Origin of the sequence: Vibrio sp. Isolate24 (genome assembly GCF_022398215.1) — a bacterium.
GTDB classification, from domain to species: domain Bacteria; phylum Pseudomonadota; class Gammaproteobacteria; order Enterobacterales; family Vibrionaceae; genus Vibrio; species Vibrio coralliilyticus_A.
The window spans coordinates 19,696-44,204 of the sequence record NZ_JAKEUU010000012.1 but is presented as its reverse complement, the minus strand read 5'-3'; the positions used below and the strand labels follow the sequence as shown (position 1 = coordinate 44,204).

At 45.2% G+C, this 24,509-nt stretch carries 21 protein-coding genes and 1 pseudogene; 4 read left to right on the top strand and 18 right to left on the bottom strand.

Going from position 1 to position 24,509, the window contains the following annotated elements; genetic code table 11:
• Positions 1 to 41: 41 nt before the first annotated feature.
• The gene (locus L1D23_RS21355; protein ID WP_239871507.1) at positions 42 to 1,097 is read right to left on the bottom strand and encodes a UDP-glucose--hexose-1-phosphate uridylyltransferase; all 1,056 of its coding nucleotides are present in this window, start codon (positions 1,095 to 1,097) and stop codon (positions 42 to 44) included.
• Positions 1,098 to 1,159: 62 nt separating this feature from the next.
• Positions 1,160 to 2,182 (bottom strand): UDP-glucose 4-epimerase GalE, encoded by a 1,023-nt coding sequence (gene galE / locus L1D23_RS21350; RefSeq protein WP_239871503.1) that lies wholly within the window; start codon positions 2,180 to 2,182, stop codon positions 1,160 to 1,162.
• A 379-nt stretch (positions 2,183 to 2,561) separates the two neighbouring features.
• On the opposite strand from galE, the pseudogene L1D23_RS21345 reads away from it, so the two are divergent.
• A pseudogene (locus L1D23_RS21345) lies at positions 2,562 to 2,741 on the top strand (LacI family DNA-binding transcriptional regulator); the annotation flags it as partial.
• Between the two features lie 188 nt (positions 2,742 to 2,929).
• On the opposite strand, the gene L1D23_RS21340 reads toward L1D23_RS21345, so the two are convergent.
• The 3 genes from L1D23_RS21340 to L1D23_RS21330 form a co-directional block, all read right to left on the bottom strand.
• Positions 2,930 to 5,173, bottom strand: coding sequence for a hypothetical protein (locus L1D23_RS21340; protein WP_239871499.1), 2,244 nt, complete (start codon positions 5,171 to 5,173; stop codon positions 2,930 to 2,932).
• Positions 5,174 to 5,247: 74 nt separating this feature from the next.
• Positions 5,248 to 6,678 carry a melibiose:sodium transporter MelB gene (gene melB / locus L1D23_RS21335; protein WP_239871496.1) on the bottom strand — a complete coding sequence of 477 codons (1,431 nt, stop codon included), beginning with the start codon at positions 6,676 to 6,678 and terminating at the stop codon, positions 5,248 to 5,250.
• 70 nt (positions 6,679 to 6,748) lie between these two features.
• The gene (locus L1D23_RS21330; protein WP_239871493.1) at positions 6,749 to 8,101 is read right to left on the bottom strand and encodes an alpha-glucosidase/alpha-galactosidase; all 1,353 of its coding nucleotides are present in this window, start codon (positions 8,099 to 8,101) and stop codon (positions 6,749 to 6,751) included.
• 331 nt (positions 8,102 to 8,432) lie between these two features.
• Here L1D23_RS21330 and melR point away from each other — a divergent pair, with 331 nt between their 5' ends.
• Positions 8,433 to 9,443, top strand: coding sequence for a transcriptional regulator MelR (gene melR / locus L1D23_RS21325; protein ID WP_239871490.1), 1,011 nt, complete (start codon positions 8,433 to 8,435; stop codon positions 9,441 to 9,443).
• Between the two features lie 78 nt (positions 9,444 to 9,521).
• The gene (locus L1D23_RS21320; RefSeq protein WP_239871487.1) at positions 9,522 to 10,625 is read left to right on the top strand and encodes a phosphatase PAP2 family protein; all 1,104 of its coding nucleotides are present in this window, start codon (positions 9,522 to 9,524) and stop codon (positions 10,623 to 10,625) included.
• Here L1D23_RS21320 and L1D23_RS21315 read toward each other — a convergent pair.
• Positions 10,606 to 11,514, bottom strand: a complete 909-nt coding sequence (locus L1D23_RS21315) for a LysR family transcriptional regulator (RefSeq protein WP_239871484.1) — start codon at positions 11,512 to 11,514, stop codon at positions 10,606 to 10,608. The two genes, L1D23_RS21320 and L1D23_RS21315, sit on opposite strands and share 20 nt — an antisense overlap.
• A gap of 105 nt (positions 11,515 to 11,619) precedes the next feature.
• On the opposite strand from L1D23_RS21315, the gene chrA reads away from it, so the two are divergent.
• The gene (gene chrA, locus L1D23_RS21310) at positions 11,620 to 12,765 is read left to right on the top strand and encodes a chromate efflux transporter (protein ID WP_239871483.1); all 1,146 of its coding nucleotides are present in this window, start codon (positions 11,620 to 11,622) and stop codon (positions 12,763 to 12,765) included.
• A gap of 48 nt (positions 12,766 to 12,813) precedes the next feature.
• Here the strand turns inward: chrA and L1D23_RS21305 are convergent, their stop codons facing one another.
• The 12 genes from L1D23_RS21305 to L1D23_RS21250 are packed head-to-tail and all read right to left on the bottom strand — an operon-like array spanning position 12,814 to position 24,509.
• Entirely contained in the window at positions 12,814 to 13,833 is a 1,020-nt protein-coding gene (locus tag L1D23_RS21305) for a tetratricopeptide repeat protein (RefSeq protein WP_239837416.1), read from the bottom strand.
• Between the two features lie 14 nt (positions 13,834 to 13,847).
• Complete coding sequence (locus tag L1D23_RS21300) at positions 13,848 to 14,795, bottom strand: type II secretion system F family protein (RefSeq protein ID WP_239871480.1); 948 nt, start codon at positions 14,793 to 14,795, stop codon at positions 13,848 to 13,850.
• A gap of 1 nt (position 14,796) precedes the next feature.
• On the bottom strand, positions 14,797 to 15,765 hold the full coding sequence (locus L1D23_RS21295) for a type II secretion system F family protein (RefSeq protein WP_239837414.1): 969 nt from the start codon (positions 15,763 to 15,765) through the stop codon (positions 14,797 to 14,799).
• 11 nt (positions 15,766 to 15,776) lie between these two features.
• On the bottom strand, positions 15,777 to 17,255 hold the full coding sequence (locus L1D23_RS21290) for an ATPase, T2SS/T4P/T4SS family (protein WP_239871478.1): 1,479 nt from the start codon (positions 17,253 to 17,255) through the stop codon (positions 15,777 to 15,779).
• Between the two features lie 28 nt (positions 17,256 to 17,283).
• Complete coding sequence (locus L1D23_RS21285) at positions 17,284 to 18,507, bottom strand: AAA family ATPase (protein WP_239871476.1); 1,224 nt, start codon at positions 18,505 to 18,507, stop codon at positions 17,284 to 17,286.
• 11 nt (positions 18,508 to 18,518) lie between these two features.
• The gene (locus L1D23_RS21280) at positions 18,519 to 19,004 is read right to left on the bottom strand and encodes a TadE/TadG family type IV pilus assembly protein (RefSeq protein WP_239871473.1); all 486 of its coding nucleotides are present in this window, start codon (positions 19,002 to 19,004) and stop codon (positions 18,519 to 18,521) included.
• Positions 19,001 to 19,444 (bottom strand): TadE/TadG family type IV pilus assembly protein, encoded by a 444-nt coding sequence (locus L1D23_RS21275; RefSeq protein WP_239871470.1) that lies wholly within the window; start codon positions 19,442 to 19,444, stop codon positions 19,001 to 19,003. Before L1D23_RS21275 ends, L1D23_RS21280 begins: the two co-directional genes overlap by 4 nt.
• Complete coding sequence (locus L1D23_RS21270) at positions 19,441 to 20,649, bottom strand: pilus assembly protein TadG-related protein (RefSeq protein ID WP_239871467.1); 1,209 nt, start codon at positions 20,647 to 20,649, stop codon at positions 19,441 to 19,443. The genes L1D23_RS21275 and L1D23_RS21270 overlap by 4 nt, the downstream gene beginning before the upstream one ends.
• A 17-nt stretch (positions 20,650 to 20,666) precedes the next feature.
• Positions 20,667 to 20,936, bottom strand: a complete 270-nt coding sequence (locus tag L1D23_RS21265; protein ID WP_239837408.1) for a hypothetical protein — start codon at positions 20,934 to 20,936, stop codon at positions 20,667 to 20,669.
• Positions 20,937 to 20,947: 11 nt separating this feature from the next.
• On the bottom strand, positions 20,948 to 22,414 hold the full coding sequence (locus L1D23_RS21260; protein ID WP_239837407.1) for a type II and III secretion system protein family protein: 1,467 nt from the start codon (positions 22,412 to 22,414) through the stop codon (positions 20,948 to 20,950).
• Positions 22,415 to 22,422: 8 nt separating this feature from the next.
• The gene (gene cpaB, locus L1D23_RS21255; RefSeq protein WP_239837406.1) at positions 22,423 to 23,166 is read right to left on the bottom strand and encodes a Flp pilus assembly protein CpaB; all 744 of its coding nucleotides are present in this window, start codon (positions 23,164 to 23,166) and stop codon (positions 22,423 to 22,425) included.
• On the bottom strand, positions 23,163 to 24,509 hold the full coding sequence (locus L1D23_RS21250; RefSeq protein ID WP_239871465.1) for an AAA family ATPase: 1,347 nt from the start codon (positions 24,507 to 24,509) through the stop codon (positions 23,163 to 23,165). The genes cpaB and L1D23_RS21250 overlap by 4 nt, the downstream gene beginning before the upstream one ends.

Below are 24,509 nucleotides of genomic sequence, written 5' to 3'. Positions count from 1 at the left end.
TGATGCCCAAGACAAAACTCAGGAATCAATAGATTGGGTAATTATTTCTGCTCTTTGTAGTGAATATCGCTGAGCTCACGCAGGCGCTGTGCCGCCTGCTCGGCGGTTAGGTCGCGCTGACTTTCTGCCAGCATTTCGTAGCCCACCATAAATTTACGCACGCTGGCACTCCGTAATAGAGGTGGATAAAACAAGGCATGTAATTGCCAGTGCTCAATATCCGTTCCCTGTTCAAAGAAAGGCGCGTAGTGCCAGCCCATAGAGTACGGAAAAGAGCACTGGAACAGGTTGTCATAACGACTGGTCAGTTTTTTGATCGCGACAGCAAGATCATCACGTTGCTCACCACTCAGTTCACTCATACGGCGAATGTGACTTTTCGGCAGCAACATGGTCTCAAATGGCCAAGCGGCCCAATATGGAACCAGTGCCACCCAATGTTCGGTTTCGACCACAATACGCGAGCCATCTTTCATTTCAGCTTCCACGTAATCGACCAACAGGTTCGAACCTTGATCTTGATAATAAGTTTTTAAGTGATGTTCTTTGCGCTCAATTTCATTGGGTAAAAAGCTGTTAGCCCAAATTTGTCCATGGGGGTGAGGTTGAGAGCAGCCCATAGTTTCACCTTTATTTTCAAACGCCTGAACCCAGATAAATTCTTTGCCCAACTCTTCAATTTGCTCGTTCCAAGTGTCAATAACACCACGAATTTGGCTGACTGGCAGTTCCGGCAAAGTCTTGCTATGATCTGGGGAAAAACAAATCACTCGACTTAAGCCACGCACCCCTTGAGTTTGGAACAGAGGATTATTCGATTCTGGAGCATCTGGTGAATCTGTCATCAGAGCAGCAAAATCATTAGAGAAAACATAGGTGCCTTGATAGTCCGGGTTGATATCCCCCGAGATTCTCTCGTTGGTCGGACAAAGAAAACACTGCTCATCATAACTAGGATGCTCATCAACTGATGGATTTTCATCTGCCCCACTCCAAGGGCGCTTAGCACGATGAGGGGACACTAATATCCATTGCCCAGTCAGAGGGTTGTAGCGACGATGCGGGTGATCCACAGGGTTAAACTCAATATTCGACATCTCAATTACTCAACTTTAAAATCATTACATGCTCTCTAGAGCTCAAAAATACAGCTTAGCCGTCACGACTCAGGGGAATACCCCTTAGGGTTGTTAGATTGCCAGCGCCAAGTATCGGCACTCATCTCTGCAACACTGCGTGTCGCTTTCCAACCCAATTCTTTTTCCGCTTTTTGAGTACTTGCCCAACATTCAGCGATGTCACCAGGGCGGCGAGGGCACAATTCATATGGGATAGGTTTGCCACAAGCGTGGCCAAAGGCCTCAACCATTTCCAGCACGCTCGAACCTTTACCTGTCCCTAAGTTATAAATATGTAAGCCCGCTTTCTCACCAACCGATTTCAATGCGGCAATATGACCATCTGCCAGATCCATCACATGAATATAATCGCGAACACCGGTACCATCGGGCGTTGGGTAATCATTGCCAAATACCGATAACTTTTCTCGACGTCCGACCGCCACTTGCGCGATAAAGGGCATCAAGTTATTCGGCATGCCTTGCGGATCTTCCCCCAGAGTGCCCGAAGGGTGTGCACCTACAGGGTTAAAGTAACGCAGTAGTGTGATACTCCAATCAGGCTCAGCACTGAATAAATCAGAGAAACACTTTTCCACCATGAATTTACTGCGGCCATAGGGGTTGGTCGTCGCGCCCGTAGGTGAATCCTCGGTAATTGGAACGACTTCAGGGTCGCCATACACAGTAGCGGATGAGCTAAAGACCATGCTTTTAACCCCTGCTTTTCGCATTGCACGAGCGAGTACCAAAGAACCATTGACGTTATTGTCAAAGTACTCAAGCGGTTTTTGCACCGATTCGCCCACCGCCTTTAAGCCCGCGAAGTGAATCACTGACGTGATCTGATGCTGCTCAAAAATACCATCCAAAAAAGCTGCGTCACGAATATCACCTTGATGGAAATAAGGCTGTTGACCAGTCAATGCTTCAATTCGATGCAGCACTTCCTGTTTTGAGTTACATAAGTTATCGATGATGATCGGTTCAATACCCGCTTCGATCATCTGTATGCAAGTATGACTACCGATATACCCCATTCCACCTGTTACTAGTACTTTCAATGTCGCCTCTCTGTCTCAATTCGCCGTGTTGGATCTCTAGCTCGCTAAAAAGTCTAGCAATCAATCTGGATCGTTTTCCGTGATCCACCCCTCATTGTGTAAACGTTTCCAAAAAAAGGTATTTTGAGAGATCATGACAAATGAAAGTAAAAACAAAAGCAAAATCTATAAGCGTTTAACTATCAATAAGATAATCAATCTTCGCTACGCAAAGACCATCAGCAGACACACACTGAGTTTTCTACTAAAAATTATTACAACACTCTAAAGATTGTTTACAACCGAACAAAACAGATGACATCCCAAGGAAACTGGGCATGCCAATGGAACACAACACATAACTGCATTACAAGATATTGCGGCTTAATCAGGTGTCTCACTGGCGACTGTTTCCTGAGTCCAGAATGATTATCCAACCTTAAACGTCAAAAAAGAAACCAGACATAGAATTCTGGAAATTGCAGAGAAGCTCGAATACCAAGCCAGCAGATCAAAAAAATCCATTCTGTCGAAAAAGCAACAACATCACTTCGACGCGGTGTATAGCGACAAACAGGACACAGCGACCAATTTTAGGTAAACGTTATCACAACTGTAGTTTAGTAAAAAATTTTACTCACATATTTACCCTGTCATCATATAGCCATTATTTGATAACAACCTCGGCATGAGAGTTTGATCTTTTTCGCCAAGGGGATAACTAAAAAAGGCGCTCAAGAGCGCCCTTACATTCAGTATACCATTCACTTAACGACCTTTAGACACGGTATGAGATTCTTTCCCCAAGACCTCGACCTGTACATAACTCACCTGCAAGCCATTCACTACTTTGTGCTTTGCTTGAACGGGTTTGCCATTAACCAGCAAGGTGGAGTGCTCACCATAGAACCACGCTTCCCATGTAGGCGGCTTATGGTTGTTATTTGTCAGTGTCGACTTGTTCGTACCATCATGACGCAGAGCTACTTCATGCTCACCGATAGGCAAATAGTCCACCGCTAGCCAATCAATATCCTCAGTTAGATGAGACGCCGTGATCACATGACTATCTGCCGCATTTGGTTTCACACCCATGAGCCCCTCAATGGTATTGGCAATAAACGTAAACGAGATCTCTGGATAGTCCCCATTAGTGCCTTGAGTAGGGCGCTCGTGAGGCAAGTCCTTCATGTCCATAATGTACTGCATCCACTTCCATGCTTCCTCATTACGATTATATGGAAAATAGGTCTCTGGAATGTAACTGTAGGCTTCAATGTTGTTTGGTGCATCCGGTGTTGAACCAATTCCATCTCCAAGACTTTGCGCGATAAAGTCTAAATAGCGGTCATTACGCTCACCCGGCTCCGTAATCAACTTCATCGGCATAAACCAACTGTTTTCTTTGCCGAAATCATTCAGTCTCAATCCATCCTTCTGCACGATATTGACGTAGTTATCTAAAGGCTTTTCTGGATCAGCAATACTCCACTGCTGATTAAAGAAGTCTTTCAATTGTTGTGCTTTTTGCTGCCACTCACGAGATGCGCTGTATTCGTCTCTGGCATTGAGCATCGCCGCATAAGCGACGGTTGCTTGATACTGAGAACCAATCCCATCTCCCGCTTCAATCGGGAATTCTCCCCGTTCGTTATAGGTTGCCGAACCTTCAAAGATGCCACCATAACCTTCCGCAATCCCATTCGGATCCTGATCATCATGCAATGAGATATAGTCCGTCATCACTTTAGTGTAAAAGCGCCACAAGTCTTTATCTTCAATATAACGTCGGTCTCCCGTCCACAGATATTGCTCCCAAGCTTTCTCAAGAAATTCAAACTGGGCCGGAACTTCTCGCACAAACCAGTCGTCATCTTCGTAATCAATCAAGTGTGGGCTGCCATCAAAGTTGATCGCCCATAGGGTGTACCACTTTCTCGACTCAGTAGAGTGCTTAGCAAAGGTTTTGAACATGGCAAAATTTTCTCGTTCCAGCCCTGCTAGCTTGGCGCCTGCTGACTGATGGAGAAAATCGCGTGAGTAGAAAGCGGTACGGTCAAAATAACCCGCCCAGTAGGAAGGCAAATAATCGGCACTGCCCGTACCATCGTTATTATTTTCATCACGGTTGATCAAGTCGTGCTGCCCTGTCATCACAAACTGACGTGTTTTCTCCATCGCCCAATCAAATGACTCCTGCAACTTGGTATTGGAAGAAGAAACCATCACTTGCTTGGCTTTCACCCGTGCCTGCACTTGCCATTTTTCTACCCGTCCTTTTTCGTCGCTAAGTTCGATGTCTACTGGCTGGGTAAAATCCAATACATCCCCTGGTTCGACTGACGATTGAGAGCCTTGAGAAACACCTAATTGAGTAATGACCACGCTGGACAAGTCACTCGCGTACGGCAATTCAAACTCTATGGTTTTACGTTCTTTGTCGATTATGCTCTCACCCACCTGCCCTTGCGTTTCAAAATCAATAACTTGGTTAAAGTGTGGCGGCTTAGACGTATTGCTTTTTACCAGTTCAACCTGATCAATACTGACACTGCCTGCGTCCGTACCAGTAAAGCGCAGCTTTATCCGTTCGCCTTTCTCAAGCGGAATTTGGTTAACCTTATTGTGTTTATAGTCATGGCTTTTTTTCAGTTTTTTGCTCAAAAAAGGCTCATCAGCAAGGTTAGTCAGTTCTACGCGAGCATCGTTGGATGGGCTAATAGCCTGGACCGATAACTGATAAACGCCAGTTTCAGGTATAGTGACGGTCTGGCTGATGCTATGCCCTGCACCAATGGCGATTCTGCCTCGATATTGGCCATCGAACGCTTGGTCATCTTTGATGTTGGCAAACCAGTAATGCCAACCTAAGCCGTTATCTTCAAAGCCTGAGTTAACGAGGATGTTTTGGCTTTTCGTCGAAGTCAGGATAGCTGTAGAGTGAGGATTCGCAGCCACAATTCCACTGACCAAAGATCCTAGGATCATGCTGGCAACTACAGTGTGTTTCATCTTGTAAATCTCCCTATTGCAATGGGATAGTAAAAATTAGAGAAGCAGCCCTTCGAGTCAAAGGGCTGAGCCCATTACGCCTGAATAGGCTTGTGCTGATGAGAGGAAGGCAGAGCTTCACCGGACTCTTCTTTATCGAGCCCCTCGTATTTTTCCATCAACTGCTGCTGAATCTGCTGCTGATATGACCCATTAAGCTTGTAGTAGCGGAAATACATGATCAGGGCAATCGCGAAGAACAAGCTTGGTAATCCAATCATGATGCACTGCATACCAAAAATGGTCTCTGGCGTCTGTTCAACATTGGGCACGTAATGCACAGCAGTTAAAGCAATACCGATGAAAAACGCAGCAAATGCTGAACCCGCTTTCACAACCAGAGTTTGCACGGCATAAGCAATGCTCTCACAGCGTACCCCTAGCTTCACTTCACCGTAATCCACTGTATCTGCCACCATGATGACGTTAAGTACCCAGAACAGCGCAGTACCAATTTGCAGGAAGACACCTGCCGTTGAGATAAGCCATACACTTTGAGTATCGTTCATTCCAATATAGATGAGTACAGCACTACCAATGATTGGGAAGCCAGATGCACAGGCCCAAAGTACACGGCGGGAGAACCACTGAGCTAATTTAGGGAACAAGACAAGAGTAATCAAATTAGCAATACTGGCGTATGCCATATAGTAAGGAAATAAGCTCTCATCACCAATGACATAGGTAAAGTAGTACACAGCAAAAGCTGTAATAATGTTGGCGGCTAAATTGTACGAAAGTGCCATACAAAGCAGACTACTGAGTTGATCATTCTTATAGATCAACGACAACATTTTCTTCAGTGAGACTTTTTTCTCAGGTTGAGCGTTATTAAGCTGAGTGCTTGAATAACGCTCTTTAACATTACGTAGCGTAACAAAAGTGGAAATCAGGAAACAAACGATCAATAGCAAGGTGAACATCTGAAAACCAAAGCCTTTGTTATCATCGCCACCAACATAGTTAATGAATGGCATGGCGATCGCAGCGGTCACTGTCCATGCTAAGCTGGCAAAGAACCTTGGGAAAGGTACTAGCTCTTCACGTTCTCGCTTGTCAATAGTGAGTGTCGGGACCAAGGACCAGAATGGAATGTCCATTAGGGTGTAGGTCATCCCCCAAAGAATATAGGTGATAGCGGCGTAAGCGATAAGCCATGGACCGTCAATTAAATGAGCACTGAACACCATATACAACACCACAGAGTTGGCTAAAGTGCCAATCAGAATCCAAGGTTTAAATTTCCCCCAGCGACTGCGCGTGTTATTCACAATCCAACCCATGATGGGATCATTCACCGCATCCCAGATCCGAGCCACCAAGAAGATAGTGCCTACAATCCCAGCCGAGATACCGACCACATCTGTGTAGTAAAACATCAGATACATGTAGACAATTGTGATGGCGAAGTCCTTACCATATGCACCAAACCCATAGCTGAGTTTGGTGCTCATCGAAATACTCATGTTTGCTCCTTAACGCTCCCATCACTGGGAGCGTGTATGATTCACGTTATTGAAGGGGATATTCTTATTTTTATTGATAAATCCATTCAGGGAGCCAGCCCTGATGCGCAGTGATTAAGTCATCCACCAGCGCATAGATCTCATCAATCCCTAACACGGCTGCAGTATGTGGATCTAACATCGCTGCATGGTAAATGCGTTCACGATTTTCCGTTAAAATCGCCTCTGTCAGCAAAGTCTGAACATTGATATTGGTCTGCATCAAGGCGGCTAAGTGGCTTGGTAAGCGCCCAGCTTTGGTTGGCTGGATGCCATTCGCATCGACCAAACACGCGACTTCGACACAACACCCTTGCGGCAGGTTATCAATTAAGCCTTCATTTTTAACGTTGCCATAAATCACGCTTGGCGTGCCGGTCCAAATAGAATTCATAATGGTACTCGCGTACTCTTGAGATTCTTTCACCGTGATATTCTCGGCTTGTCTATAGTCATCCAGATCTTGTTTCCACGCGGCAATTTGTTCTACACAACGTTTTGGATACTCATCAATAGGCACTTTGTAACGTTCAATCAGATCTGGTCGATTGGGTTTGATAAAGTAAGGTGTGTATTCGGCAAAATGTTCTGAAGATTCCGTGACAAAATAGCCCAACTTCTTAAACATTTCGTAGCGAACTAAATTGGTACAGCGACCACCATGATGCAAGCCCGGTTTAGGCGCGTCTCCTCGTTCAAAGGCGGCCAACAACTCCGGATAGATATCAACATAATTACCTTGCTCGTCCTTCTTCTCCAGAGTCAGGTAGTAGGCCATATGGTTGATACCGGCACAGGTATAACGCAAGTCAGCGTAATCCAAATCCAGATCGCGAGCTAGCTCTTCCGCCGTCCCCTGCACGGAGTGACACAGGCCGACCTGCTTAATCTCTGGGTACTTTTCGTACATAGCCCAGGTATTCATGGCCATTGGGTTGACATAGTTGAGCATGGTGGCATCCGGGCAGACTTGTTTCATGTCTTCACACACACTCCACAAGTGAGGAATAGTCCGCAATGAACGCATAATTCCGCCTGGCCCTAAGGTGTCAGCGATAGTTTGCTCTAACCCGTGGCGCTTACACACTTCAAAATCTGTCACGGTACAAGGCTCATACCCCCCAATCTGAAATGCGATGACAACAAAGTCAGCGTCTTGCAATGCTTCTTTCTGATTAAGGTGACAAGAGATGGTGCCCGTAGCACCTGCAGAATTCATCAACTTACTGACGACGAGATGCGATTCTTCAAGGCGAATTTCGTCAATATCCATTAATGCAACGTGTGCATTTCTTAAAGCGGGCTTATGAAAAACATCACCAAGAATGTTTTTGACAAAGATGGTGGAACCGGCACCAATGAAAGTGATTTTTGGACTGTTCATGCTCGTAGGATCCTTATTGCTAGGTCTTAGTTATGAGCTCACATTACTGACTCATCTATAACTAAGTCGTCTCGGTTCAACACATCACTCTCTCAATTCCTAATATTTATCAACCGAGTTAACAAAAACTAACGAAGTAGGATTCTTTTAGGTATTTTCCGGATTAATTGAGCCCTCCAATCCTAATGCGGCCAGCAATAACAGAGAAATGTTAGCTAGGTTCCGTTCTTAAATATGAAATTCGCTATTTTATCAACGTTTGAGCTGCCTCTCTTTTTACCAAACTCTGCTCTGTTACAAACAGCTCACTACCATTTCGTAAGGAGTCAAGATGCCACAATCTGATGACTTATTATCTGTCGCACCGCAAGAGAGATACTCTTCAGAATGTGTCTCTGTTAGCCCTTTATCACTTTACTCTTCTCATGAGAGGATTGACGTAGAACTACGCGCTCCTCATGCCATGCCCGGGTATCACTGGCATGGCCAAATTGAAGTGAACATCCCATTTGGTGACAACGTCGAATACATGATAAATGGTACTCCTATTACACTACGCAATGGCAGTATTGGGTTGTTTTGGGCTTCGGTTCCCCACCGCTTAACCAACCCCGGAATAAGCCACAACATGGCAATCATCAACATTCCCGTCCATCACTTTATGTCGTGGCCTTTGAGTCGGGATCTGGTCAATCAACTAACACATGGAGCGGTATTACAGTCTGACTCCTGCTGTTTAATTAGTGAGTTCGAGATAGCTCGTTGGGTGGATGAAAATCAACATCCATCAGAGAGTCGTCAACAACTCGTGACGGATGAGATCGGCCTGATGCTAAAACGAGTATGCCTTGATGGCTGGCAACAACTTTTAACGAGCCGAGCAGACAAAGCGACGAAAAGCGGCACTTCTAAACACTCACAGTTTTATGTCAGCCAAATGCTAGAATACATCGCAACACATCACAACACTCCTCTTACCGCTCAGAAAGTCGCTGATTATGCTGGCTTGCACGCCAATTACGCCATGACCATCTTTCAGCGCACCATGCAAATGACGATAAAGCAGTACATCACGGCCATGCGCATTAACCATGCTCGCGCCTTACTCAGTGACACCGAACGTACCATTCTCGATATTTCTCTGACGGTCGGCTTCAACTCGATCAGCCGCTTTTATGATACCTTTCGCCGTTATATGGAAGTCACACCGACCCAGTATCGTAAGCTCAGTCGCGAAGATCATCGCTGGGGATGGAAGGATGCCAACCCCATCAACCAATTGGAAAAAGGGGCATGTGATGGAAAGAGACCACTAACGATAAGCCGTAATATAGAAAGATAAACATACAGCAACTCTCTCATTCACCTCTGAGAGAGTTGCTCTACACTTAAGTATAGGAGCAATAAGACCTTCATTTTAATGAAACCTTTGACTCAGACTTCTCCCCATTCACAATGGCAGCATATCAAAGCGACTCTTCATCAGGATAGAGTGCTTTATGGGTATGTATTTGTCACAACCCTACTTTTATACGCGCTGTCTTTTTTGCTCGGTAGTGACGCCAAGTTTGACTTCAATCCTTTCATCTACCTCGCGACATTACTCCAAGTCTGCTATGTCTCCTTTTTAGTTTGGGCAAGCATTTACTTTGTCATTCTGCTTTACCGGAAAGCACCACATCCTTTGGTTCACTTTCTCCAAGCCATTAAAGGGTTCTTCCAACCTTTATCTAAAGCCGTCAGTTTTATGTTGTTGGTGTTGGCACTGAACTTGACGTTCTCTAGTTATACCTTTCTAAAACCACTCATTCCCGACATTAACCCCTTTCAATACGATGTGCTTTTCTATCAGATCGACAAGTGGCTTCACTTCGGCTACTCCCCTTGGGAACTGACACACACGATCTTCAGTAGCGCACTTGCAACAAGTCTGCTGAATTTTCTGTACCACCTTTGGTTTCTTCTAATGTGGGGAGCCGTACTGTTTTTCATCGTTCGGCGCGATTTAGCAAAGTTACGGACTCAGTTTCTTATTACGTTTCTGACCAGTTGGCTGCTCATTGGGGGAGTAGGGGCGATTCTTCTTTCTTCTGCAGGGCCTTGCTATCTTCATTTGCTGGATCCAAGCGCATTGCAATATGAGCCATTGATGCAAAAGCTTGAGATGCAACATCAACAACTGATTCAAAGTGGCTGGTTCGGCTTATGGGCATTGAATGTGCAAGACACACTTTGGCAAATGTACTCAAGCGATACACCGGGGATCGGTGGTGGGATCTCTGCAATGCCGAGTATGCATGTGGCCATCGCTGTCGCCATGGCGCTGGCCGCTTATCGATACAATAGGAAACTAGGGGTCGTCATGTGGAGCTATGCGTTAGCCATACAAATTGGCTCAGTCCATCTCGCGTGGCATTACGCCATCGACGGATACCTGAGCTTTATTTTGACAATCGTAATTTGGAAGCTGATTGGGTGGCTACAAAACCGACATCAACAAAGCACTACTTCACAACACGTGTAACGATGCTACGCAGCCAAATACTTTTCTCCTCATGTTGATTGGCACTAAGAAACAATAGCTTTATGTCGAAGTCTGGGACCTCCAAAGGAGCTGGCACCGCTTTTAATCTGTGGTTGTCTATGTCTAATTCAGCAAACCTTTTCGGCACAATACAGAGCATCTTACGCCCAATCAGTAGCCTTCTTATGGTCAAAAAGTGTCTCGATGCCACGCCCACTCTTCGTTCATGGCCCATTTTAGCCAGCGTTTTATCGATCTGGGTGTCCAGTCGACCATCTGGGCTAACTAACGCATGTTCCACAGAAACAAATTGCTCCAATGTGAGAGACTCTTGCTCGTCAAACGGCATAGGGTCAAACAGACATACATGCTGCTCAGAGTAGAGATAGTGAGATACGAAACGACGATTAGGATTCTCAATACTGCCAATGATGGCATCAAGTTGTTCGCTGTCTGCTATGGTTTGGTAGTTGCTCCGGTTAACGTTAAAAAAGCTGATCTGTGAGTGAGGCGAACCCTTCTTTATCGCATCGTATAATCGAGGTGCAAAGAGCTGCTCAGCATAATCCGTCAGTCCGATTTTCCACACCCCCTGATAATTTTCAGCTTCAAAGCCTTTCTTACTCAATAAATCGTTTTTAATGCACGCTAAGAGTTGATCAACAACTGGAGCCATATCATGGGCTCGTTGTGTGGGTTCCATGCATGTCCCTACACGTTCAAATAAAGGATCATCAAATAATGCCCGCATTCGCTGTAGTGTATGACTCATCGCTGACTGACTAATATAACAATCTTGCGCTGCAAGGCTGACACTCTGCTTGTGATATAAGGCTTGGAAAGCCACCAAAAGATTGAGGTCTACCCCCTTCCAGTTAAACTCTTTCACACTCAATCCCATTTGATTCATAGATAATATTAAAACTATTAATTTGAGTCATTTTAGTACATTTCTTAAAGTGTCTGCAGTATTTGTTCTAAGAGTAATCAGACCATGTTGTCTATTTTTAAAACCTTTTTCTGGCTAGGTTGGATAAGCTTTGGCGGTCCGGCAGCTCATATAGGCTACTTTCGTCATACCTTTGTTGAAAAGCTCAATTGGCTCGACGATGAAGAATACGCACAAATTGTCGCATTGAGTCAATTTCTTCCGGGCCCGGGCTCCAGTCAAGTTGGCTTTGCTCTCGGTTACAAACGTGGTGGCTTGAGCGGCGCCTGTTTGGCGTTTCTGGGGTTTACGCTACCATCGGTGCTTATCATGCTGACTCTAGCGCTACTCAGCAGCCAGTTAACTGAGACAACCTTATTCCAAAATATCGTTCATGGCCTGAAGCTTTTAGCAGTGGTTGTCGTCGCGGATGCGACATGGGGAATGTACAAAAACTTCTGTAAAGAAAGAGTCTCGGTAACCCTCTGTTTAGTGACTGCAATTTCCCTTTTACTCTTACCCGGTATTGCAACCCAAGTATTGATTCTGCTTGTTGCCGCACTGATTGGTATGATGTGCCTCAGAAAACAAGATCAAACAGTCCCAAAGCGCTTTGAACCATCTGTCCTTCCTCTGGCTCTCTTTGTGGCTTTGCTTATGGGCTTGCCTTTCATCACCCACATTATGCCAGCCCTCGCGCTCTTCAACGATTTTTTCCAAGCAGGGAGTTTGGTATTTGGCGGCGGCCATGTTGTCTTACCCTTACTACAAAATATGGTAGGAGACCAGATCACTCAAGATGCTTTCCTCACAGGCTACGCTGCTGCTCAAGCCGTACCGGGACCGATGTTTACCTTTGCAACCTACATTGGTTATGAGTTGTTACCACAAACACCAGTGGCAGGCGCATTAATTGCCACTCTGGGGGTATTTTTACCAGGCTTTTTGCTGCTACTTGGCGTGCTAAAAAACTGGCAATCGCTATCGAAAATGCCGAAGGTGTCTGGTGCGGTGAGCGGTGTCAATGCTGCCGTTGTGGGCTTGCTGATCGCTGCTCTCTATCAGCCCGTCTTTACCAGCGCGGTTATGAGCCCTCTGGATATTTCACTGGTTCTGGTTGGCTTTTATCTACTCAAGCAGATGAAACTGCCTATTGTTTGGATGGTCATCTTCTTCATGATTGTGGGTGTAGCTGGCGGATACCTCACTTAAAACCAGCTCACTCGTTTACCAAGTAGGGAGAGAAAACTCTCCCTATGACTATTCTGACGCAGCAAGCCCTTCTGCCGCCTTTTCTTCTCTGACCATAGCCAACGCCCGTTCAAGGTTTTCATTAGCTACCTTGTAATAGGAGGTTTTGCTGTCTATGGCTTGTTGTAAGTAGGGAATGGCTTGGTCAGGCTTACCCTGTAAGATCAGAAAATAACCGACATTGTTGAGAGCTTCCGGTTTGTCCATATGCTTGGAGAATACATTGACGGCACGAGTGATCTCCCCTTTCCCCAAATAAATCAGTGCGAGGTTATTCAATGCTTTCTCGTTACTTGAGTCTTGCTTTAATGCCTGTAATACGAAGCGCTGAGCTTTACGATAATCTCCCGACATATAAAAAGAGTAACTGACATTAATCAACGTCTTAATCGAGTCCGGCTTTATACTCAATGCTTGTTTATAAAACGCCTGAGCGAGTTTGTGTTCCGCATCTAAATCCGCAATCACTCCAAGCCCCATATAAGCGTATTCCGGAGAGTATTGGTCAACGTTAAGCTCAATCACTTCCTGAGGCTTAACCAAATCTTTTTCATTCAGTGTTTTATTGCTCTTGAAGCGGATCTGATCCGCGTTAATTGAGCGAAGGAAATAACTCTTACCCAACTCTAAGTCACCTGACTTGCTGTAGATGGTGCCAAGCTGCTCCAACACTTCAATATTATTCGGGTTTTCATTGATTGCGAGTAAGAATGCTTTTTCCGCTAAAGGCAGATTGCCTCTCGACTGATGAATTCGGCCGATATTGTATAGCGATCTGTCCTTATACTGACCATTTTCGAAAGATAATGAGCGAATGTATTCGTAGAGGGCCAAGTCACTGTTCCCCGCACTTAACGCCGTATCACCGCGCGTAATCGCTTCTTGCTCCGTTTTTGGTGGCTCATCTGAGGATAACGTATCAATCGGTTTACCTTCGTATAACGAGGTATCGATACCTGGCTCATTGGATGCACAAGCGGTCAAAAACATCATAGACAGAGTGAGCATTATAAAATGAAGTCCTTTCATAACTGGTTCCTTAATTACCCGTTACCTAAAGTCGACGTGAACAGCAACATAGATGGACCAATCGCAACAATAAAGAAGCATGGCCAGATAAATAGCAATAATGGGAAAATCATTTTTGTCGGGATTTTCGCTGCAATTTCTTCGACTTCCTGATTTCTTTTATCTCGATAGTCTTCCGTATATTCACGTAATGTTTGCGACAAGCTACCACCGATACGTGAAGCGTGAGCCAACATAGTGACCAAGCCTGCAATTTCAGTCAGACCAGTGCGTTCAATCAGGTCTTCAAACGCATCTGACATTTCAATCCCCGCATTGATCTTGACGCATACGGTATCCAATTCATCGGCAAAGTCTGGATGAGAGATAGTGAGTTCGTCAGCGACTCTTCTCAGTGCAGAATTAAAACCTAGCCCAGACTCCGTACATACCACCAGCAAATCCAGCGCATCAGCGATACCGCCACGAATTCTTTTCTGCCGCTTTTCCACTTTGTAGTTGAGCGCCATATTGGGTGCATACAACCCCACCCCTACGCTAATCGCCATTGCTAGATTCAACATCGACATATCAGGAGCGAGGAAATAAAAACCAGCCGCCATCCCAAGGCCAATCACCAAGGACATCCCTTTAAAAGCATAAAAAACGGTAAGTGCGTTGGCATCGTGATACCCCGCATGCATCAGCTTTTGACGAATACTTTCACTCTCTTTCGAGTTAGAAGGCTTCATCATCGGGGCTAACGACTCAAGCGTGTTATCAAACTTGCGTCCTTTTTTCAGTTTGTCGGCACGAGTAGAATCCCTGAGCTGCTCTAACTTGGCTCTCAGTGGTGATTTAGATCCTACGAGCAGCAGAGACAAAGTGAATACTATCAATATGGTCGCAAGAAGAATAAGGCCAAGAAATACCGTTTGTTCATCCAGATTATAAGTGGTGAATTGTTCAAAAATGTTCTCCATGCTACACCTCAAAATTAATGATGTTGCGGATCCACAAAGAACCAAAAAACAAACTGACAACGCCACCGCTTACTAGAGTCATACCTCTTGGATCAGTGTATAAAGGCTCGACATACCCTGGGTTGATAAAGCTAAGAAAGATAAACAACACAAAGGGAGACAACACCAAAATCCAAGCAGACAGTCGGCTTTCTGCTGACAAAGTTTTAATTTTTCGCTGCAATTTAAACCGAGAACGTAGCACTTTGGATACTTTTTCAAGGTTTTCCGACAGGTTCCCCCCAGTTTCCTTCTGTAATAACACCGCACTGGAAAATGCCAACATGGAAACCGTAGGTGTCCGTTCTGCCATCTGCATGATTGCCATACGCATGTCATAGCCATAATTAAGAAGGTTAAAGGTATTCTTAAACTCAATACCAATCGGGGCTGGCATCTCGTTCCCAACCTCACTGAATGCCTGCGTCACGGGCTGACCGGCTTGCAACATACGCCTCATAATATCTAGAGCTTCAGGGAGTTGCTCCTCAAACGCAGCGAGTCGATCTGAAATCTTCTTATTGAGCCAAAAGTAAAGACACACCCAAACCCCCACAATTGCCGCGGCGCCAACGTAAATGGGCTGACCAATTAGCAAGACGATAAAAAAAGCACACACCGACAAAATCGACGTCACCATTAAGGTTTGAGTTAAACTCCAGTCATAGCCTGAAAGCTCAATCATCTTCTTAAGTGAGGAGAACACTTCGACTTTAACGAGCTTTCTATCAAGTGGGGTCAAACTCTTGAGATAGTGCTCCTGAAGTAAGGAACGAGCTTCTTCATCCAGCTTTGACTGCGATTCCCTCAGTCGGTCTGAAAGTTCCTTATGTTTCGCCTTACTCCCCGCAGCGGGAAGGATCAGTGCCTGCGATATGAAAACAACCGCAAAGAATAATAGTATGAAAAATAACGTGGCATCCTGCGTCATGACTCCCCTCCTTATGAGTAAGACTCATTAAAAATATCAAACGGCAAGTGCATCCCTTTTTTAGCCAATTGGTCGTGGCATTGAGGAACAACGCCAGTGGCCGTAAAGTAACCAATGACGTTGCCTTCTTCGTCCATCCCTTTTCGCTGGAACTTAAAGATTTCAGACATGGTAATAATCTCGCCTTCCATGCCATTGATTTCACAAATACTGACCATGCGACGTTTACCATCCTCCTGACGCTCCATTTGAACGACAAGGTGAATCGCAGAAGCAATCTGAGATCTGAGGTTCTTGGCGGACATATTCCAGCCTGCCATCGCAAACATATTTTCAACCCGAGAAAGGGCATCGCGAGGGGTGTTAGCGTGAATGGTTGCCAAAGAGCCATCGTGACCAGTATTCATGGCCGCTAGCATGTCTACCGCTTCCGCTCCCCGCACCTCCCCAAGCACAATTCTATCTGGTCTCATACGTAAGGAGTTTTTTACCAAATCTCGCTGAGTAATCTCACCTTTACCTTCCAGGTTGGCAGGTCGCGTTTCTAACCGCACCACATGTGGCTGTTGAAGCTGTAGCTCCGCGGAATCTTCAATAGTCACAATACGGTCATCAGATGGAATGAAATTAGAGAAGATGTTCAGTGTGGTGGTTTTTCCTGAACCGGTACCACCTGAGATGAGTACATTCATCGCCCCTCGGACAGCGGCTTCGACAAATTTGGCCATTTCCGGTGATAGGGAATTAAAGTTCAGCAGGTTGTCCATATTGAGCTTTTCCACCGCAAAGCGGCGTATGGAGACGGATGAACCGTCAAGCGCTAATGGCGGGATAATGGCATTCACACGAGAGCCATCAATTAAACGAGCATCGACCATAGGGGAAGCTTCATCGATACGTCGACCAACCTGACTGACTACTCGGTCAATGATGTTTCTCAAATGACGCTCATCGAGAAAAGTATAGGGCGTTAACTCAAGCTTACCTCTTCGTTCAACAAAGACATGTTTAGGGCCATTGACCAAAATATCGGAAACGGTTGGATCCTTGAGCAGTGGCTCCAAAGGCCCCAAACCAAACACCTCATCTTCAATTTGCTGTATCACACGCTTGCGGCCTTCGGCACTTAAAGCATGCGTTTGATCGTCCGCCATTAACTGCACGATAGCGTCGTGGAGCTCTTTTTTCGCTCTGTCTTTTTCAAGGCTTGCCAATAGTCCTAAGTCGAGAGTTTCAAGCAACCTTTGGTGATAATAGTGCTTAACCGCTAATTCTTGCTCAAGTTGCTTCTTCGCCTCTTCAACAGCATGTTCTTTCGCTTCAGCTTCTAACTTTCGTCTTTCTTGAAAAGTTTCAGCCACTTCCGTATTTACCTGAACGTCTAAAGTGACCGTTGGGGTAAGTTCTTGTTGCAGCGGTTTCTGCGTTTCTTCTGCTTCGGCAACTTTTTGCTGTAGTTCTGGGTTTATATTTTTTCTTTTAAAAAACATAAAGCGTCCCTTTTATGCACAATGCCAACTATGAAAATAGCTTTTTAAACCAACCTTTTTTGACGTCTTGGTCGGGTAATAAGGTGTTGGCGAATTTTCTGACAGACTTAGCGATTGAGCTGCTTTTCTTAGCTTGAATAAATGGGCGACCAAGATTGGCACTTTCGATAGCCACCTTAAACTCATTAGGTACGGTATGAACTTCTATATTACCTACGGTATCTTTAACATCTTTGAGTTTGATTGACTGACGCTTCTCATATCGGTTAACTACTACTTCCATCTGTTCCTTGGATACACCAAATTCGAATGTCAGTAATTTCAGAATTTGAGTGGTATTTTTAATCGCGACTAAATTTTGCTGGGTAATCAAAAATATCTTTGTTGCTGGGGAGATCACCGAAGCAAACAATCGGTCTAAACCTCGAGATAAATCCACAATCACATAAGGATAGCGCTCTCTCAATAGCGGAATGAGCTTATTCATATGATGGGCTTTTTCAAAATTATCGTGACTACTTTCTCTTTTAAAACCAATTACATGCAAACCGGATTCATGCTTGGTGACTAAGCTGCCTAAAGAGACTTCATCCAAGTCAGATACATTGGCAATGGCATCAGCAAGGCCATAAGTGCTATTAACATTCAGGTAATCTTCAATCACACCAAACTGCATATCAAGATCGAGTAGTAACACTTCATCCGGGTGCCTTTTCGCTATCGTAATCGCTGTATTGAGTGCCAGCATAGAAGCACCAGCGCCCCCTTTGGTATTCATAAACACCAGTAATTCACCTAAGTGGCGGCTGGCCACTTTTTCTTCAGCGATATTTTTTAAAAGCGGTACCAGTTCTTCAAGCGTGGCTTTGTCAGACATAAAGTCTGTGGCGCCTATTCGCAAAGCGATTTTCAAGGCTCCATTGTCACTCTCATTACCAAAAACGATCAGCGATGCATCATGCCCAGCATCATGGGATTCAGGTGCTTCAAACTGCTGTAGCTCAACAATTTTCTGCGCCCAGTTAGGCCCAGTTTCGACAAAAATAAGGTCCGGCGGCGCAAAATGAGCCAAGTTTCCCACCACCAACCCATGAAATGAAATCATTTCGAAACTGATGCTTTGGCATTTTGATAGCTCGTGACTGATGTGTAGATGAAAAGCATCAGACGAATAAAACACCCAAACTGTTAAGCTCGTTTTTAATCGGATTGGACTATCTCCATTCGGTGTTAGCTTAACCGCCTCTCCCATTTACGCATCTCCTAACAATCCGTGTCATTGGTTGGATTCAGAAGCGTCGAACGATGACGCCCCAAATTCTCTCTTGGGCGAGTGGTTTCAAATTCAGGAACAGCTAACAACCCTGTTAAGCTGACAAAGCTCAGTAAACCCGTAAATTGATAGTCAAAGTTAACGACTCTTGCCCTTACATATTCAATTGTAGGAAACACATCGTTATCTGTCAGAGTTCCTGTCACGACATTTCCTGAAGCATCAAGATACTCCACCGTTAAGTTAGCAGCGGTGAACCCCACTGGCGCATTGTCAGACAAAGCTAAAGCTGGAATATCATTTTGGTCTTGAACTCGGCATACCACTGCCAGTCTAGCAGCAACTCGAGTCATATCATTCACCACTTGTAATGAATAGACGTAGCGCCCGACTTCTATCACAGCAAATATGATCAGCAATAGCGTCGTCGACACTAAGGTAAACTCTATGATGGTGACCCCTTTTTGCAGTTTCATGGCGCTGTCCTCATCATGGCAGAGGCATTAAGCGGCACATTAAAATTAATGGTGGAACTAAAGCCAGAAATAATCGGGGTATAGGTATGATTGATCGTGATAGTGACATAGCCGCTAGAGTGATTAACGGAAACATCTGACGTGCTGATACCAGACATCAACGATGTGGAACCCGTCCCTGTATGGCCGTACACGACCATATTTTTTATCTCATCAACATCTGCAATTTGATCATAACTTTCCGTTCCAGTAATTCCTGAAGTCGCATAACGAACACCACTCTGAGCCATTTTGTTTAAAGTGGTGTATTGAATAAATGCGTTACCAAACTCGGTAATCGACATTAAGACCATCATCAAAACAGGGACGGCAATCAGCATCTCGACGGCTGCTAACCCCCCTTGTCTCCATTTATTCGTCGAGTGGTTGAGATACATCATGACTCCTCCCCACTCGGATCTTTATACAAGACAATTGTAAATGGGCCTTCACTAGTTGAATCTTGCCCAGGGTTTCCTTCCGAAGCAGTACAATCAGAGATAAACTCACCAAACACAGCTTCTTTACCACTATTCGTGGTCGGTGCTTGCTGTAACATAAAGAAACAACCTAAGGCCTCAACGGTAAAGCTGCTAGTACCGCCACTCGCTCCAGTACAATCCACAATAGGTATCACCAATATACGTCTATCATGCTGTCCACCCGATGCGATTCGACAATCCGAGTCCCCCGTACAATCTGGCAAAGCCGCCTGATAGTCGTCATAACCCCACGTATCTGTATATTGCACTTCACCGCTGTTATCTAAAGATGCTTTATTGTCAGGTTCTTTGACATAGATATCTGACGGGTAATCACTCGAACTCAACCCACCACCACTATAGCTACCAAAGCGCGTATTTAAGCCTTGCCCCACCGGACCTATGGTATTACCAGGCTTAGTCGTCACAGTATCCCCAACACCAACACTGCCTTCGTACCCACCGGCAAGCGCTTGTCTCACGGTATCAGCACCGGAACCAAAGTCTAACAACTGATAATTACCCGGCCCCATATCACTCTGATTTTGATCAGCAATTTTTAATGCGTATATTTGACCTGTGTTGTATCCCGTAGAGCCACCATCTTCACCTTCACAAATTGCCATTGGGACTACATTAACAACATCGATACCTGTACTCGGGCCAGCAACGGCACTCGCACTAAGCTGTTTACTTACACCGAAAATATCAGCAAAGAAGTTATCTAATGGATATGAATCCACTGTGATACGAACATAGGTATCTAAGTTAGTGCTGTAGCTTGCCTGAGGAAAAACGGTGGGGTCGTTGGAATATTCAATCGAAACACTGGCAGAGGAGAAATCCATCTCATCGTTACCGGTCGCTCCAGCCATATTACTCAGAGTAGTATTTGCAGCAGATGTAGCATCGGCGTTAGTCCCTTCGCTATCCATCACAATTGCGGCGGCCAGCGCTGCCGCGTCAACGCTATTTTGTAATCGAGCTTTATTGAGGACAGCATGACTCACGTCAATAGACAAGGCTGCGACCCCCACCAATGCAAGCATCGCAACAGTCACCATGACTAATACTAAGCCTCTTTGCCGGTTTGGCGTTCCCCGGCATCGCCTTGCCAAATTCATAGTGGTTTCCTTAAGGGCTACTTACTCTGCCCTTCTTCAACAAATTGACTGTCGGTACCTTCCAGATCCATATCCTGCTTACCGGTATAAACCTGATAGGCACCTTCCATTCGTTCACCACTGCCCGTTGGAATCACACCCAAGTTGTCTCGGGTGGCATTCAAATTATAGGTTTGCTCCGTTTGCAATTTCGCAACATGAGCCCCTAACCTTTCAGCATTATTCACACAACCTAAGAGCAATAATGATGAGCAAAAAACACTAATGATTAATAGATTATTATTCATGCTAATCGTCCCTATAAGCTGTGACCAAATGTGCCTTCAGTGCCACCTTTTGAATGATCAATAAAACTTTCATCATTGACTTGGTGGGTCTGGTGAGGGCTATCTGGAGAAATATATGCACCGCGACCTAGCAAGTAATACTCAAAGTCGTTCGGCTCCACAAAGGAGTCTGTGGGTAGCGACACTTTATTACGGTCCACCGGCCTTGCCAGCCTTGGGGTGACTAAAATAACCAGTTCAGTTTCACCCGAAATATACTCTTGACTGTTAAACATTTGGCCTAGGATGGGAATATCACTAAAGCCGGGCATTTCTCCGACAATATCTCTGACGTTTTCACTAATAAGGCCCGCAATACCTATGGTTTGACCATCCGCTAGTTCCAGTGTCGAAGAGGCGCTTCGTCTCGTAATCGGAGGTATAACATAGGTGGTATTAGTCAGGTCAGGGCTGAGTGTTAACGAGGATGTATTAGCAATTTCGCTGACATCGATAGCAAGGTTGAGGTTAATTTTCTTGTCTGTGAGTACGGTCGGAATAAACTTCAGCCCAACCCCATACTCTTTGTATTCAATAGTAATACCATCATCATCTGGTACAGGGATTGGGAACTCTCCCCCCGCTAGGAACTCGGCTTTAGCACCACTTAATGCAGTCAAGTTTGGTTCAGCTAACACTTTCGCCGTCCCGTTTTGCTTGGCAATATCAAGGGCAAAAGTGAATAAGGTATTGCCATCAATGAAAGTGCCCAATAAACCCGTACTATCGATTGCGGGGTTATTCAGAATGGGGCCAATCACGCCACTGCCAGTATCACCAATACTCCCACCAGCAGAGGTTCCTCCCCAACCAAAGTCACCGCTTTGTTGAAAGAAGTGAAAATTCGCATCAAACTTACGTACTAAGCTTCTTTGAACTTCAGCGACGGTGACTTCCAGCATGACTTGCTGAGCGCCACCAATAGTCATTAAGTTGATGACACCCGTTTTATCCACTTGTTTGCTTAATGAGACCGTTTGTTTGTCGACTTCTTCACCCGCAGCGTAAGTTTCCGCAACTCTCAATGCAATGTTCATTGCCGCTTGATTGCTGATTTGCCCACTTAAGATCAGACGGTTTTGAGCACTGTGCACTTTGATCTCTTCATCAGGTAAAAACTCAAACAGCTTCGCTTTCAAGCTATTGAGATCATGTGTCACCTCAATATTAATCGATTCGATCAACCGTCCTCGGCTATCCCAAGCCATTAAGTTGGTTGAGCCGAGCTTTTTACCAATCAAGAACACTTCATCAGATTTCAGCATCACGATATCCAGCACTTCCGGATCACCCAACGACACTCGCTTAGCTTTTCCGGCTAACGTCACGTGAGTAGATTTATGATGCGGAACTAGAACAGCCTTACTTGACTGGGTTGCCGCATGGGTACCAGCTGCACTAAAACACAATAAGGAGATTAGAATTATTAGATTTCGCATGGTTCACCTCAGTCCTTGACTCTGATGTTGCGAGATTCGGTGCCTTTGATAATGGTGACACTGGGTGCAACATAGCGTTTGACGACTTTTTCTTCTTCGTGAGGATTACGTAGAGCAAGCTGAATTTCGCCTTTACTCTGAGCAGAGAGTAGTTTCTCTGCTTCTCTTGGTGACACTTCTAACGTCACCGCGCGAACAATAATCGGCTTGTTCTCTTTGGTTTTTGCTGTCTGGTCAACAGCCAACACCTTAATCTCTTTCAGAACCGTCACCGTCGAGGCCGATGTCGAACTGTATTTGATCGTGTTCAGTACATCGACTTTATTCCCTGGCAGTAGGAACCCAGCCACACCGATAACATCATTCACTCGAATGGTCACGGCTCGTTTATTCTCTGGGATTAACGACGCTAAGGTTGACCCTTCTCCAGGCCTAGCCAAACGGTGAGTAGTTACAATCTCTCCCGGGTAGATATTGGTAGCCACCACTTGGCCAACTAAATCTTCTGCGTTAGAAAACTGAAACTCATCACGCCATGCTTTTTCAAGCAGTTTGGTAGTGATGTGCTGTTCTTCAATCACACTCCCCGCTAAAATTTCCTGCGTACTGACAATCACCGGCTCCCTTTCCACCACCTCGACTTCTGTCTGAGGTTGCATTTGTCTATCCATCCACTGTTTAGCAAAAAATACGGCGCCTAAACCAAATGCAATAGAGAGTAAAAAAAGTAAAATCACCTGATTGCGACTCATCGATCACCTCCTCCCTTGCCATCAGCAGTGAAATACACTTCCCACGCGCGGCTTACTATTTCAGGGGAGATAACGGGTTCTACTTCTTCAAAAATGATGATATCTCGGCTGATACCGACTATGTCCTTGGGCAAACAAGGATAAAAGCCCACGTTATGCTGACGATGTAAGTCAAATAATGTGTCAAAGCATCCATCCCCAATGGACAGATCTTTCGATTTAGAAATGATTCCCCACAGCTCTCTGTATTCCTCTTCTAATAACGGCCCAAATTGGATTTTGTACCCTAAGCGACGTAAAAACGCAGGGTCACTGATCTTTTCCGGATCCAAGTTCGTAGAAAACGCCAGAGTGAGAATAAATGGAATACTTATCTGCTGACCATTAGGAAGATTGAGGTAGTCATAAAAATATTCCATTGGCACGATCCAACGGTTGAGCAAGGTATCAACAGGCATAGGTTGGCGACCTAAATCATCGATAATAAAGATGCCGTTGTTTGCCATCATTTGTAGTGGTGCCATCCAAACTTTGTTGTGTTCACTGTGATTGACCTCCAGCATATCCATGGTCAGTTCACCACCGACTTGGATACTTGGCCTTTCACACAATGCCCAACGGCGATCGAAATGCTCTTTAAAAGTAATGGAATGAATTTCATCACTGCGAACGCGTTTGTGATGTTGCGGCGAGAATACTTTGATGATGTTACCTGCAGCAAACACCGAGTAAGGTACATAAATAGAGGTATTCAAAGAGTTGAGAATCTTCGTCGCGACAAACGTTTTACCAGAACCCGCACTGCCATAGAGAAGCAGTGCACGACCAGAATTGATCGCTGGACCTAATACTCCAACCATTCGGTGAGCACCCAGCACATCGGATAGCGCGTATTCGACATCATCCCGATTGACCATCTGCGCTCTTACATCCTGGGCTGTGACCATCTCACTGTATGCATTCAGCGATACTGGGACCGGCCCCAAGTATGCGTCCTTAACGAAAGCGGTATCTGCCTCTTGCATGCCCGCTTCAGACAAACCATATCGTACGTGACCACTAGTCTGAACCGAAAAAGAGCTAGAGGCTGCCTGAAACACTTCAACCAAAGATTTCGCTCTTAAAGCCGCGATAATGTCTTCAATCAAATGGCTGTTGATACACAGGAGTTTCGTGAGTTGAAGAATGTCTGATTTGGGGTAGGCAGCGATATGCTTGATAACAAGGTTTTCGACCACAGCTTTAGGTATTCCCAAGTCGTCGAAAGTGGTTGGGACCGGAGGCTCCGGAGCTTGCGGAGTGAGCTCAGTTCTATGTCGTATTGGAGACGTAACCTGAACCAT